We start from the raw sequence: 12,450 nt of genomic DNA on the forward strand, positions 1-12,450 counted from the left end.
CGTCCGCGCCCCGAGGACTCCCCGCCTTGAGCATCCGTCTGCTGCTTCCGCTGTGCGCCGGCCTGCTGCTGGCCGCCTGCGCCCCCACCCGGCCGACCAGACCTGCCGTGCCACCGGCGCCGGCCGCGATCACCGGCGTGCCCAGCTGCGATGCCTACCTGTCCAGCTACCAGGCCTGCCATCGTGCTGCGGCGATCTTCCCGGCCGACCAACTGCAGGCGCACTACCAGGCCATGCGCGACAGCCTGCTCGACGCCGCCCGCGACCCGCAAACGCGCCCCTATCTGGACGCGCGCTGCCGTTTGCTGTCCAGCCAGTTGAACCAGAACTTGCAGGGACATTCCTGCGACGCGCCGGCCACCGCTCCGCCAACAGCGCACTGAGTCACCCGGCGCCCGCTTTCCAGGCGCGGCGCAAGGCCGGCCCCAGTGCCGCCGGACGGCACCGGCCGAGGCGAATACGTGGCGTGCCATGCCAGCGTGCGGCGCGTTCGACCGCCGCGGCCAGCTCGTCCACCAGGCGCGGCGCGGGTTCCACACCAGGCTCCAGGAACAGTGCCTTGACCTCGAACATGCCCTCGGCGCGATGTGCCTTGGCATCCAGCCTGCCCACCAGCGCACCGCGGTGCAGGATCGGCAGCACGTAGTAGCCGTAGCGGCGCTTCGGCGCAGGCACGTAGCACTCGATGCGATAGTCAAAGTCGAACATCGCCAGCGCGCGGGCACGATCCCACACCAGCGGATCGAACGGCGACAGCAGCGTGGTATGGGTGGCGCGCAAGCGACCGTCACGTGCGCGCTGCAGTGCCGCGGCATGCTCGCAATGCACGTAACCCGGCACGTCCCAGCCACGCACCGCCGTTTCCAGCAATTCACCCGAAGCCACCAGCGGTGCCAGCTCGCATGCGGTCACCGCCGGCTTCAGGCGGAAGTAGTCGGCAACCCAGCGCGCCTGCGCGACGCCCAGCGCGCGCACGCCGTCGAGGATGAAGTGCCGGCGCAATTGCGCCGAATCGAGCGTGCTGGGCTCGAACGGCGGATCGAGCCCGGCCAGCACCCGCTCGGCGAGGTCGTACACGCGCTGGAAACGTTCGCGCCGCGGCACCATCAACTCGCCCAGCGCGAACCAGGCCTCCAGCCAGCGCTTCTCCGGCTTCCACTCCCACCAGCCGGAAACGCCACGGTCCTCGCGCGGGAAGTCCGACGCCAGCACCGGGCCGCTCTCGCGAATGCGCGCAAGCAGCGCATCCATCGCCGGACGATGCTCGCGATGCATGCGCTCGGCGTGGCGCTGCGCCCAGTGGCTGCCGCGCTCGCGCCAGGCACGGTGCGGGGCGAGATCGCGCGCACCGACGAAGCAGGCCTCGTGCGCCCAGCACTCGGCGATGCGGCCATCGGCAAGCGCCTCGTCCAGCCACGCCATCGGGTAGTCGCCCAGACGCGAGTGCAGCACCAGGTAGGGACTGCGCGCCACCACGTGGATGCTGTCGATCTGCAACAGCCGCATGCGCTCGATCGCCGCCACCACGTCAGTGCGCCGCGGCCTGCGTCGCGGCGGCTGCAACAGACCCTGCGCATGCAGTTGCAGTGCACGCGCCTGCGGCAGGCTCAACGCGGCCGTGCTCGCTGAAGCCGCGCTCAACGGCACGTCGTCTTCACACCGGCTCGACAAGAATGTTGCGGCGACATTTATGCAGCCTCTGATAGCGTCAGTTACAGGCCTCGCCAGCGTCGGATCAGCTTCGCCGCCGTCTGCAAGGCTCGCTCTTCCCCGGACATTCTGGCATGGAGTAACGATCATGAAAGCACGCAATGCGTTGTTGCCCGCTCTCGCCGCCGGCGCCCTGATCTTCGCTGGCGCTTCCTTCGCCCAAGACAGCACCGGCCAGACGCCGCCACCGTCACAGGACACCATGCAGCAGCAGCCTGCCCCCGCGCAGACGCCGCCACCCGACGTGACCGTGCGCAGCGTGCCGCCTGCCGCACCGCAGGTCTCGCCGCCGCCGCCGTTCAGCCAGCTCTCCGGCGGCAAGAAGTGGATCACCGAGGAACAGGCCGAGGCCTATCCGCCGCTGGCGAACGACTTCCTCAATGCCAGCCACCACGGTACGCGCGTCAGCAAGGCGCAGTACGAGGCTTGGACCAAGCAGGTCCAGTAAGGCAAAGCCTCTGTGCACGGAACCGGCCACATCACAATGTGGCCGGTTTTTTGCCGCCTGTCGGAAACCGGATGCGCGCATTGGCCTAGACTCCGGGCATCCCTGCCGGGCCGCATCGACGGAGTCCCCATGAAACACCGCCGCGTCATGCTGCTGGTCGGTTGCCTCGTCGCCGGCGTCTGCCATGCGCAGAACCCCAACCCGATGGACATCCGCGCCTGCACCGCGATCGAGAGCGACGCGCAACGGCTGGCCTGCTACGACCGCGCCACCGGGCGCGACCAGTTGCCCGCCGCGCGCAAGCGCAACGAGCAGCCTGCCACGACGAACGGCGACATGTTCGCGCACGACCAGCAGGCCGGCACTACCGCCACGGCCGCACCCGCATCACCCGTGTCGCCGCCGCTGTCGCTGCTGGACAGCCGCTGGGAGCTGTCGCCGGAAAGCAAGCTCGGCACCTTCAACCTGCGCGGCTACAAGCCGGTGTACGCGCTGCCGCTGTTCGCCACCAGCAACCAGAACAACGAGCCGCACAGCCCGAACCCCAACAACACAGTGCTCACCCCGCAGCAGTTGCAAAACGTCGAGGGCAAGTTCCAGCTCAGCCTGAAGACCAAGGTCTGGCAGGGCGTGTTCGGCGACGCCGGCGACCTCTGGCTGGGCTACACCCAGAGCTCGCGCTGGCAGGTATACAACGCGCAGGCGTCGCGCCCGTTCCGCGAGACCGACTACGAGCCCGAGGCCATCCTGGCGTTCGACACGCACTACCAGGTACTGGGCTGGGATGGCCGCATGTTCGGCATTGGCGTCGACCATCAGTCCAATGGCCGCGGCGATCCGCTGTCGCGCAGCTGGAACCGGGTGATCGCCGACTTCGGTTTCGAGCGCCCCGGCTGGACCATCATGATCCGCCCGTGGTGGCGCATTCCCGAGGCACGCAGCGACGACGACAACCCGGACATCAGCAACTACATGGGCCGTGCCGACATGCAGATCATCCACGAATGGCGCGGCCAGGAATTCGGCCTGATGTTGCGCCACTCGCTGCGCGGCGGAGACCAGAGCCACGGTGCCGCGCGCTTCACCTGGAGCTTCCCCATCGCCGGCAACCTGCGCGGCTACATGGAGCTGTTCAAGGGTTACGGCGAAAGCCTGATCGACTACAACCACAACGCCACCTACCTGGGAGTGGGCGTGTCGCTGCTCGACTGGTACTGAATCCATCGCGCATCACTGGTGCAAGGCTCGCGGGGCGCGCATGCTGCGTTCCCCCACCCGCAGCAGCGAGCACCCGGTGAACGACACGATCTCGATCCGCCCCGTGACGGCGATCGACTATGCCGCCTGGAAACCGCTGTGGGACGGCTACAACGCGTTCTATGGCCGCAGCGGCCCCGCTGCCTTGCCAGAAGCCATCACCCGCATCACCTGGGCGCGCTTCCACGATCCGGCCGAACCGGTGCACGCGCTGGTCGCCGAGCACGACGGCGAGTTGCTGGGCCTGGCGCATTATCTGTTCCACCGCAGCACGATCCAGATCGAGCAGAGTTGCTACCTGCAGGACCTGTTCACCGTGGCCGCCGCACGCGGGCGCGGCGTGGGTCGCGCGCTGATCGAGCAGGTCTGCGAGCACGCCAGGGCGGCCCGTGCGCCGCGCGTGTACTGGCAGACCCACGAAACCAACACCACCGCGATGCGGCTCTACGACCAGGTAGCCGAGAAGTCGGGCTTCGTCATCTACCGCAAGTTCATCTAGCGCCACCAGCTGCGCTTGGTGCCGGTCAGGATGCGCAGCATCTGGCCGCGCGCCAGCGGCAGACGCCCCAGCGGGCCAAAGGCCAGATCGCGCAGTTGGGCCAGGCGATCATGTTGCGACTGGAACAACGGCGTGAGCCAGCGGCTCATGGACTGGTAGACCTGCAGATGACGGCGACGCGTGCGCGCATGGGTCCGCAGCGCCTGCGCCAGCTCGCCCCACACGGAAAGTGCCGCGGCGAGCGATTGCGCATCCAGCAGCGCCATGTTCACGCCCTGGCCCAATTGCGGACTCATCGCATGGGCCGCGTCGCCGAGGAACACCACCCGTCCGCGATACGGCGCCGGCATCACCACGTCGCGATAGCGCGCACGCTGCAGCTGCTCCGGCGCCTCGACGCCGGCCAGCAGCGGCAATGCCTCTGGCCACAGCGCCGCCACCCGCTCGCGCAGGCGCGTGAGCGCGGCGGCGTCGAAGGTATCCACCTGCGTACCGGACAGGCTGAAGTAGAAGGTCAGCCAACGGCCGTCGCGGTCGGCACGGCAGCCTACCGGCAGCAGGCCGATCATCTCGCGCGCGCCGGCGTAGCGCTGCTGCAGGCTGTCGGCATGCGCCCAGCCCTCGGCGGGCAGCAGGCACCACACCGCTCCCCAGGGATAGACCGTGTCGCGCCGCGCCAGCCCGGGCAGGCTGGCGCGCAGGCGCGAGCCGGCGCCGTCAGCCGCCACGATCAGGTCAAACGGACCATGCCGGCCACCGCGGTCGTCATGCAGGACTCCGCCCTCGGCATCCACGCCGACCATGCGCGTGCCGACATGGATCTCGCCAGCGCCGGAATACGCATCGCGCAGCAGCGCGAACAGGCTGCCCCGGCTCATGCCCAGGCCGAAGCAGCCTGGCGCGTGGTCGACGTAGCGCATCGCCATCACCTGCCGGCCGTACTGATTGCAGCCGTGCAGCGACTCGATGCGCTGGCCCAGCGCCAGTGCCTGTTCGTCCAGACCGAGTTGCGCCAGCACCGCCAGTCCGGTCGGCTGCAGCAGGAAGCCCGCACCCACGGGCCCTGGCGCGGATGCCTGCTCGAACACGCTCAGCCGGTGACCTTGCCCGGCCAGAAACAGCGACGCCGCCTGACCGGCGGCGCCGTAGCCCACGATGGCGATCTTCATGCGTCCCTGCATGGCCGTGCGTCAGTGGTGATGACCACCCTCGCCGTGCACATGGCCGTGCGCCAGCTCTTCCTCGGTGGCTTCGCGCACCCCGGTCACCTCGATCGCGAAGTGCAGGGCCTTGCCGGCCAACGGGTGGTTGCCGTCGATGTGCACCTTGTCGTCCTCGACCCTGGTCACGGTGACGTTGATCACGCCCTGCGGGCCATGACCCTGGAACTGCATGCCGGGCTGGATATCGGCCACGCCCTGGAAGGCCTCGCGCGGCACTTCCTGCACCAGTTCGGGATGGCGCACGCCATAGCCTTCTTCCGGCGTCACGTGGGCATCGAACTTGTCGCCGGCCTGCCGGCCTTCCATCTGCTTTTCCAGGCCCGGCACGATCTGGCCCTGGCCATGCAGGTAGGCCAACGGCTCGCGATCGGCGGAACTGTCGACTACCTGGCCGTCGTCGTCGGTGAGCGTGTAGTGGAAGGTGGCGACAGTGTTCGGGGCGATCTGCATGAAGGTTTCCGGTGACGGTGGATGAACCGGCTTCACACCGGCACGAACGATCAGCCTAACAGATCGCCTTTTCCCGCTCCCGGAAACCCCGCGATGCCCGTGCCAGAATGCCGCGTCCCCCGAAGGTTTCCACCCATGCCGCCGATCCTGGCCGACTGGCGCCATCGCCCCACGCATCACCGCGTATGGGCGCTGGCGACGCCGATGATCCTGTCCAATCTCAGCGTGCCGCTGGTGGCATTGGTGGACAGCACGGTGGCCGGCCACCTGCCGCTCACCAGCGACCTGGGCGCGGTGGCGGTGGGTAGCGCGATATATGCGCTGCCAGTGTGGAGCCTGGGCTTCCTGCGCATGGGCACCACCGGCTTCGCCGCGCAGGCGCACGGTGCCGGCGACGGCTCGGCGCTGCGCACGATCCTGGCGCAGGCGCTGTTGCTGGCGGCAATGGCCGGATTGCTGGTCGGCGCCGTGATGTGGCCATTGCTGCCCTGGCTGATCGGCCGGATGCATCCCTCCGCTGCGCTCGGCACGCTGGGGCTGGATTACCTGCATCTGCGCCTCGCCGGCCTGCCGGCCGCGCTTCTGAACTACGCGCTGGCCGGCTGGTTCATCGGCAAGCACGATACGCGCACCACGCTGGCGCTGCTGCTGGTCACCAACCTGGTGAACATCGCGCTGAACCTGCTGTTCGTGCTCGGTTTCGGGCTGGGCGTACCCGGCATCGCGCTGGCCTCGGTGGCCGGCGAGTGGTGCGGCACGCTGTTCGGCCTGGCGCGTGCGTGGCAGGCACTGCGCGCCGTCGCTGGCCGGGTGGACTGGGCCGCGATGCGCGGTTGGCCGCATTGGCGTCCGCTGCTGGCGGTGAACCGCGACATCTTCCTGCGCACGGTGGCGCTGGAAGCGGTGTTCTTTTCCGTCTCCCTGCTCGGCGCCCGGCTCGGCGATGCCGTGGTGGCCGCCAATGCCTTGCTGCTGAACGGGCTGCTGATCGCCGCGTTCGGCCTCGACGGACTGGCCAACGCGGTCGAGGCCCTGTGTGGCCACGCGATCGGCGCCCGCGACCTGCCCGGCCTGCGTCGTGCACTGGTGGTGGCCGGCGGCTGGTCGCTGCTGGGCAGCCTCGGCTTTGCCGCGCTGTTCGCGCTGGGCGGCCACCTGTTCGTGGACCTGCAGACCAGCCTGCCTGCGGTGCGCGCCACCGCCTACCACGCGCTGCCCTGGCTGGCTGCGCTGCCGCTGGTGGGGGTGTGGAGCTACCTGCTCGACGGCCTGTTCGTGGGCGCCACCCGCGCCCGCGAGATGCGCGACGGCATGCTGCTCTCGGCCCTGCTGTTCGCCGCACTGGCCTGGGCCTGCCGCGGCTGGGGCAACGACGGCCTGTGGTTCGCCTTCATCGCCTTCATGGCCATGCGCGGCTTGAGCCTGGGCCTGATCGCATTGCAGTTGCAGCGCCGCCAGGCATGGATCGCCGCGCCGGCGCCTGGCTGACCGCTGCGCGCCTGCGGGATACTCGGCGGATGAAACGAATCGCAACCTGGGTCGTCCCGCTGCTGTGCCTGCTGCCGATCGCCAATCTGTCGGCTGCCGCCACCGCGCCGGCATCCAATGCGCCACATGATCGATCCACGCTGACCGCGCAGATCGATGCGATCACCCGCCAGCCACGCTATGCCGCTGCCGATTGGGGCATCGCGGTGGTGTCGCTGGACAGCGGCCGCATGCTGTACGCGCAACATGTGGAGCGGCTGTTCCAGCCTGCCTCCACCGCCAAGCTGTTCACTGCGGCGCTGACCCTGTCCACGCTGGCCGCGGATTACCGCATCCCCACGCGCCTGCTCTCGCCGGCGCCGGTCCGGCACGGACGGCTGGACGGCCCCCTGCTGCTGTACGGCATGGGCGACCCCACCCTGGGCACGCCCGGCGCGAATCCCGCATGGGCGGACGATCTCGCCGGGCAACTGGCCGCCCGCGGCATCCGCGGGATCCGTGGCGACCTGGTCGCCGACGACAGCTATTTCGCCGGCCCGCGGCTCGGCAACGGCTGGGAAGCCAGCGACCTGCTGGGCTGGTTCGCGGCGCCCGCCTCGGCGCTCAGCGTGCACGAGAACATCGTGGCGTTGACCGTGACGCCCGCCGCCACTGCCGGCGAAGCGGCCCGACTGAGCTTCGCGCCCGATGCGGCGACACCTCCATTGGCGAACACGCTGACCACCGCAGCGCCGCATGGGCACGACGACATCAACCTGTACCGTGCACCTGGCGATCCCCTGCTGCACGCCTTCGGCAACATCGCCGCCGGCACGCCGCCACTTACCTACCGGCTGGCGATTCCCGATCCGGCACGACAGGCCGGCGAGGAACTGCGCGCGGCACTGGCGCGCCAGGGCATACGGCTGGAAGGGCGCCTACGCGTACTGCACTGGCCGGAACGCGACGATGCCCTGCGCCGCAACGCGCAGGCGTTGGCCGAGGTGCTGTCGCCACCGGTCACCGACATCCTCACCCAGGGCCTCAAGCGTTCGCAGAACCTGTACCTGCAGAACCTGCTGCAGATCGACGGCATCAGCGCGCAGGCGGCGGCAGCGGACCGGCCCGATGCACCCGCCGGCTTCCTCAGCAGTGAAGCCTGGGGACTGCACGCGCTGCACGATCTGCTCGAACGCATCGACATCGCGCCGTCTTCGGTGCTGCTGGAGGAAGGCACCGGGCTGTCGCGCGGCGACCTGGTGACGCCCGAGGCGATGGTGAAGCTGCTGCAATACCTCGCCGTGCAGCCCTGGTCGGCCACCCTGCGCAGCATGCTGCCGGTGGCCGGCGTGGATGGCACGCTGGAATGGCGCCTGCGCGACGGCCCTGCCAACGACAAGGTGCAGGCCAAGACCGGCAGCATGACCCGCGTGCACTGCCTGGCCGGCTACGTCACCACGGCCACCGGCCGGCAGCTGGCTTTCGCGATCCTGCTCAACAACTACGAGCGTGGCCCCGACGCACCGCCCGCCAACCATGACATCGACGCCATCGTGCAGCTGCTGGCCGGCTGGCGCGGCTGAAGGCGCGCTACTGGTGCGTTGCGCAAATACAGTTACCCGCCATTTGGGTAGTGTTCACGCCAAGTACCGTCGCAGGCGGGGGATCCCATGCTGGCTCGAGTCCTGTTGTGCCTGGCGCTTGTTCTTGCCTCGACCACGGCGGTCGCCGACAAGCCTCCACCGACGCTGGACGAACTTTTCCGCACGCTGCAGCCGCTGACTGGCGATCTGGCGCGCTATGACTACCTGTTGCGCACCCTGCCGCGCCTTGCGCCGGACGATCGCCCGATAGCCGTGCAACTGCTTGCCGGTGTCGAGAGCGAGCTGGGCCTGTACAACCAAGCCATCCTGGATTTCCCGCTGAAGCCGCGGCTTCCCGCCGGGCTGATCCTGCCGCAACCCGACGCCTGGCGCGCCGTCGACGCGGCGGACACCATTGCAGGGCTTGCCGCCGGGCGGCGCATCGTGATGATCAACGAAGCGCACCACGACGCCCACACCCGCGAACTGACCCTGGCGCTGCTGCCGCGCCTGCGCGCGCTGGGCTTCACTCATTTTGCGGCCGAAGCGCTGGGCGACCATGATCCGGAACTGGCGCAGCGCGGCTACCCCGATGTCGGCAGCGGCTCGGAATACCTGCACGAGCCGCTGTACGGCGAGATCGTGCGCACCGCGATCCGGCTCGGCTTCGTGCTGGTCCCCTACGACGGCGCTTCCAGCGACCCGACCTCGCGCGAGAAGGAGCAGGCCCGCAATCTGTACCAACGTGTATTCCGGCAGGATCCCGCCGCCAGGCTCTTCGTGCACACCGGCTACGCGCATGTCGACAAGGCCAAGGGACGCCTCGGCAATGTGTCGCCGATGGCGATGCAACTCCAACAGCTGAGCGGCTTCGAACCATTGAGCGTGGATCAAACCGTCTTTTGCGACGTGGGCTCGGACAATGCATTCGATCCTTACCACCAGCTCGTCGCCGCGTTCCAGCCACGGCGTCCCATCGTCCTGGTCGCCAACACTGGCCGCAAGGTATGGAGTGCGGCACCGAAACAGTACGACATCAGCGTGATCCTGCCCCCCGGCATACCGCTGTCCGCCAAACCCGGAGAAAAGGATGCGGAGCACACCACCTGGCTCAGCTTCGGCCTGAGCGGCATACCGGTACAGGCGACCAAGCAGAAGCCGGCACGGCCCGCATGGCTCGACCTGGAAGGCCGGCGCCGCCCCTATCCCATCGATGCCTCGCTGTGCCAGCGCAAGTTCCCGTGCGTGGCCGAGGCCCATTACGAGAACGAACCCGACGGGGCTAGCGCCGCCGACCGCTACCTGTTCGGCAAGTCCGGCGAACGCGAGTCGCTGCACCTGTTTCCCGGACGCTATCGCCTGCGTGCCTTCGACAGCGAAGGCCGCAGTCTGCACGAGCAGGCCATCGTGGTGGCCGACGCGGCACCGGCACCAGCCGATGCATTCAAGCCGTGAACAGCCCGCGCGCGATCTTCTCCGGCGTGTCGGCGGGCGCATAGCGCTTTACCACCTGGCCTTGGGTGTCGACCAGGAACTTGGTGAAGTTCCACTTGATCGCCTCGCTGCCCAGGATGCCCTTGCCCTCGCGCTTCAGCCACTGGTACAGCGGATGCGCGTGCTCGCCGTTCACCTCGATCTTGGTGAACAGCGGGAAGGTCACCCCGTAGTTCGCGTCACAGAACTCGCGAATCGCTGACTCGTCGCCCGGCTCCTGGTGGCCGAACTGGTCGCAGGGAAAACCCAGCACCACCAGACCGCGATCGCGCCCGTCCCGCCACAGCTTTTCCAGGCCGGCATATTGCGGGGTGAAGCCGCATTTGGAGGCTACGTTGACGATCAGCAGGGTCTTGCCCCGCCATTCGGACAACGAGCGTTCGTTGCCGTCGATATCGCGCGCGCTGAAGTCGTAGACGCTGCTCATGGCCGTGGGATTCCGTGGATGGACGTATGGAAGTCTACGCCAGACGCTAGAATGTCCGCCCACCTCGACGCCCGATGCCCGTGATCCGTTTCCTCGACGTACGCAAGTCCTACCGCGTGGGCGGCCGGGAGATCCCCGCGCTGCAACCGTTCAACCTCGACATCGTGGATGGCGAGGTGTTCGGCATCATCGGCCATTCCGGCGCAGGCAAATCCACGCTGATCCGCCTCATCAACCTGCTGGAACGCCCCAGCGGCGGGCGCATCCTGATCGGCGACACCGAGATGACCTCGCTCCCCGAGCCCGCGCTGCGCGCGCAGCGGCGGCGCATCGGCATGATCTTCCAGCACTTCAACCTGCTCGCCTCGCAGACGGTGGCGGACAACGTGGCGTTCCCGCTGCGCCTCGCGGGCGAGCGCGACGCCGCGAAAATCCACGCCCGCGTCGGCGAGCTGCTGGAACGCGTGGGGCTCAGCGAACACGCAGGCAAGTATCCATCGCAGCTCTCCGGAGGCCAGAAACAGCGCGTTGGCATCGCCCGCGCATTGGCGAACCGTCCCGAGATCCTGCTCTGCGACGAAGCCACCAGCGCGCTCGACCCGCAGACCACGGCCGCGGTGCTCGACCTGCTTACGGCGATCAACCGCGAGCTGAAACTCACCATCGTGCTGATCACCCACGAGATGGACGTGGTACGCCGCATCTGCGACCGCGTGGCGGTGCTCGACGCCGGGCGCATCGTGGAGAGCGGCACGGTGGCCGACGTGTTCCTGCACCCGCAGCACGCCACCACGCGGCGCTTCGTCAACGAGGCGCTGCCGGAGGAAGCCGCCAGCACGCAGGCGCCGCCTATGCAGGTGGGCGGCCGCAAGCTGCGCCTCACCTTCCGCGGCGCCACCACGCTCAGCCCGGTGCTGAGCCGGGTGATGCGCGAGAGCGGCGTGGACTTCAACCTGCTCGCCGGCCGCATCGACCGCATCAAGGATCTGCCCTACGGCCAGCTCACCCTGGCGCTGGAAGGCGCGAATACCGACACCGCACTCGCCGCGCTGCGCGAGGCGGGCATCGAGATCGAGGAACTGCCATGACCGCCGCGCCGCTGCCGCAGACGCTGTTTCCCAACATCGACGACTGGGGCGAACTGGGCCGCGCCTGCATCGACACCTTGCTGATGCTGGGCGGCGCACTGGCGCTCACGGTGCTGATCGGCCTGCCGCTGGGCGTGCTGCTCTACCTCACCGGCCGGGGCCAGCTGCGCGCGATGCCGAAGCTGTACGGCATCACTTCGCTGGTAGTGAACGTGCTGCGCTCGGTGCCCTTCATCATCCTGATGATCGTGCTGATGCCGGTGACCTATGCGCTGGTGGGCACCAAGCTGGGCGTGCGCGGCGCGATCCCGCCGCTGGTGATCGGCGCCGCGCCGTTCTTCGCGCGGCTGGTGGAGACCGCCCTGCGCGAAGTGCAGCAGGGCGTGATCGAGGCGGCCCAGGCGATGGGCGCCAGTACCTGGCAGATCGTGCGCCACGTGTTGCTGCCCGAGGCGCGCGCCGGCATCGCCGCCGGCATCACGGTGACCGCGATCGCGCTGGTGGGCTATACCGCGATGGGCGGCGCGATCGGCTCGGGCGGCCTCGGCGACCTTGCGTACCGCTACGGCTATCTGAGCTACAAGTCCGACTACATGCTGGTCACCGTGGTGCTGCTGATCGTTCTGGTGCAGCTGCTGCAGATGCTCGGCGACCGTATCGTGGCGCGTTATAAGCAACACTGATCCGGTTATTTCCCCACCAACGAATGGACGCCTAGTCTGGAACCCCTCCCGGAAACCGCCATGATCCATGCTGCTGCTCGCCGCCATCTCCGCCATCCTTTCGCTGCTGCTGCTCGCCGGC

The 12,450-nt window shown here is 68.6% G+C and carries 13 protein-coding genes; 9 read left to right on the forward strand and 4 right to left on the reverse strand.

Annotated features, from left to right (window positions below; translation table 11 throughout):
* Window positions 1–26: 26 nt before the first annotated feature.
* Window positions 27–383: a hypothetical protein gene (locus tag ABQJ54_RS15710; protein ID WP_367855255.1), complete on the forward strand. Its 357-nt coding sequence runs from the start codon at window positions 27–29 to the stop codon at window positions 381–383.
* A gap of 1 nt (window position 384) precedes the next feature.
* Here the strand turns inward: ABQJ54_RS15710 and ABQJ54_RS15715 are convergent, their stop codons facing one another.
* Window positions 385–1,641, reverse strand: coding sequence for a winged helix-turn-helix domain-containing protein (locus tag ABQJ54_RS15715; protein ID WP_367855256.1), 1,257 nt, complete (start codon window positions 1,639–1,641; stop codon window positions 385–387).
* Window positions 1,642–1,798: 157 nt separating this feature from the next.
* On the opposite strand from ABQJ54_RS15715, the gene ABQJ54_RS15720 reads away from it, so the two are divergent.
* From ABQJ54_RS15720 to ABQJ54_RS15730, 3 genes are all read left to right on the forward strand, one after another.
* A complete protein-coding gene (locus ABQJ54_RS15720; protein WP_367855257.1) occupies window positions 1,799–2,158 on the forward strand; it encodes a hypothetical protein in 360 nt (119 codons plus the stop codon).
* A gap of 129 nt (window positions 2,159–2,287) precedes the next feature.
* Window positions 2,288–3,376 carry a phospholipase A gene (locus ABQJ54_RS15725; RefSeq protein WP_367855258.1) on the forward strand — a complete coding sequence of 363 codons (1,089 nt, stop codon included), beginning with the start codon at window positions 2,288–2,290 and terminating at the stop codon, window positions 3,374–3,376.
* Window positions 3,377–3,416: 40 nt separating this feature from the next.
* The gene (locus ABQJ54_RS15730) at window positions 3,417–3,914 is read left to right on the forward strand and encodes a GNAT family N-acetyltransferase (RefSeq protein WP_367855259.1); all 498 of its coding nucleotides are present in this window, start codon (window positions 3,417–3,419) and stop codon (window positions 3,912–3,914) included.
* On the opposite strand, the gene ABQJ54_RS15735 is transcribed toward ABQJ54_RS15730, so the two are convergent.
* Together ABQJ54_RS15735 and ABQJ54_RS15740 are read right to left on the reverse strand one after the other, a co-directional pair.
* A complete protein-coding gene (locus ABQJ54_RS15735; RefSeq protein ID WP_367855260.1) occupies window positions 3,911–5,083 on the reverse strand; it encodes an FAD-dependent oxidoreductase in 1,173 nt (390 codons plus the stop codon). The genes ABQJ54_RS15730 and ABQJ54_RS15735 overlap by 4 nt on opposite strands.
* Before the next feature lie 21 nt (window positions 5,084–5,104).
* Window positions 5,105–5,587 (reverse strand): FKBP-type peptidyl-prolyl cis-trans isomerase, encoded by a 483-nt coding sequence (locus tag ABQJ54_RS15740; protein ID WP_367855261.1) that lies wholly within the window; start codon window positions 5,585–5,587, stop codon window positions 5,105–5,107.
* Window positions 5,588–5,722: 135 nt separating this feature from the next.
* Here ABQJ54_RS15740 and ABQJ54_RS15745 point away from each other — a divergent pair, with 135 nt between their 5' ends.
* The 3 genes from ABQJ54_RS15745 to ABQJ54_RS15755 all read left to right on the forward strand — a co-directional run bounded on the left by ABQJ54_RS15745 (window position 5,723) and on the right by ABQJ54_RS15755 (window position 10,092).
* On the forward strand, window positions 5,723–7,075 hold the full coding sequence (locus tag ABQJ54_RS15745) for an MATE family efflux transporter (protein WP_367855262.1): 1,353 nt from the start codon (window positions 5,723–5,725) through the stop codon (window positions 7,073–7,075).
* Window positions 7,076–7,104: 29 nt separating this feature from the next.
* Window positions 7,105–8,637: a D-alanyl-D-alanine carboxypeptidase/D-alanyl-D-alanine endopeptidase gene (gene dacB, locus ABQJ54_RS15750; RefSeq protein WP_367855263.1), complete on the forward strand. Its 1,533-nt coding sequence runs from the start codon at window positions 7,105–7,107 to the stop codon at window positions 8,635–8,637.
* Between the two features lie 87 nt (window positions 8,638–8,724).
* On the forward strand, window positions 8,725–10,092 hold the full coding sequence (locus ABQJ54_RS15755) for a hypothetical protein (protein ID WP_367855264.1): 1,368 nt from the start codon (window positions 8,725–8,727) through the stop codon (window positions 10,090–10,092).
* Here the strand turns inward: ABQJ54_RS15755 and ABQJ54_RS15760 are convergent.
* Window positions 10,082–10,558, reverse strand: a complete 477-nt coding sequence (locus ABQJ54_RS15760) for a glutathione peroxidase (RefSeq protein WP_367855265.1) — start codon at window positions 10,556–10,558, stop codon at window positions 10,082–10,084. The two genes, ABQJ54_RS15755 and ABQJ54_RS15760, sit on opposite strands and share 11 nt — an antisense overlap.
* Window positions 10,559–10,638: 80 nt before the next feature.
* Here ABQJ54_RS15760 and ABQJ54_RS15765 point away from each other — a divergent pair, with 80 nt between their 5' ends.
* Both ABQJ54_RS15765 and ABQJ54_RS15770 read left to right on the forward strand, forming a co-directional pair.
* The gene (locus tag ABQJ54_RS15765) at window positions 10,639–11,646 is read left to right on the forward strand and encodes a methionine ABC transporter ATP-binding protein (protein WP_367855362.1); all 1,008 of its coding nucleotides are present in this window, start codon (window positions 10,639–10,641) and stop codon (window positions 11,644–11,646) included.
* A complete protein-coding gene (locus tag ABQJ54_RS15770; RefSeq protein ID WP_367855266.1) occupies window positions 11,643–12,329 on the forward strand; it encodes a methionine ABC transporter permease in 687 nt (228 codons plus the stop codon). Before ABQJ54_RS15765 ends, ABQJ54_RS15770 begins: the two co-directional genes overlap by 4 nt.
* Window positions 12,330–12,450 lie beyond the last annotated feature (121 nt).

It is taken from the genome of Rhodanobacter lycopersici (assembly GCF_040812335.1).
Classification (GTDB): Bacteria; Pseudomonadota; Gammaproteobacteria; order Xanthomonadales; family Rhodanobacteraceae; genus Rhodanobacter_A; species Rhodanobacter_A lycopersici.

Excerpts from the sequence above, each read along its gene's own strand:
- ABQJ54_RS15725 (WP_367855258.1), top strand. The coding sequence starts at position 2,288 with ATGAAACACCGCCGCGTCATGCTGCTGGTCGGTTGCCTCGTCGCCGGC.
- ABQJ54_RS15755 (WP_367855264.1), top strand. The coding sequence starts at position 8,725 with ATGCTGGCTCGAGTCCTGTTGTGCCTGGCGCTTGTTCTTGCCTCGACC.
- ABQJ54_RS15740 (WP_367855261.1), bottom strand. The coding sequence starts at position 5,587 with ATGCAGATCGCCCCGAACACTGTCGCCACCTTCCACTACACGCTCACC.
- ABQJ54_RS15760 (WP_367855265.1), bottom strand. The coding sequence starts at position 10,558 with ATGAGCAGCGTCTACGACTTCAGCGCGCGCGATATCGACGGCAACGAA.
- ABQJ54_RS15745 (WP_367855262.1), top strand. The coding sequence starts at position 5,723 with ATGCCGCCGATCCTGGCCGACTGGCGCCATCGCCCCACGCATCACCGC.
- dacB (WP_367855263.1), top strand. The coding sequence starts at position 7,105 with ATGAAACGAATCGCAACCTGGGTCGTCCCGCTGCTGTGCCTGCTGCCG.
- ABQJ54_RS15735 (WP_367855260.1), bottom strand. The coding sequence starts at position 5,083 with ATGAAGATCGCCATCGTGGGCTACGGCGCCGCCGGTCAGGCGGCGTCG.
- ABQJ54_RS15720 (WP_367855257.1), top strand. The coding sequence starts at position 1,799 with ATGAAAGCACGCAATGCGTTGTTGCCCGCTCTCGCCGCCGGCGCCCTG.
- ABQJ54_RS15770 (WP_367855266.1), top strand. The coding sequence starts at position 11,643 with ATGACCGCCGCGCCGCTGCCGCAGACGCTGTTTCCCAACATCGACGAC.
- ABQJ54_RS15730 (WP_367855259.1), top strand. The coding sequence starts at position 3,417 with ATGCTGCGTTCCCCCACCCGCAGCAGCGAGCACCCGGTGAACGACACG.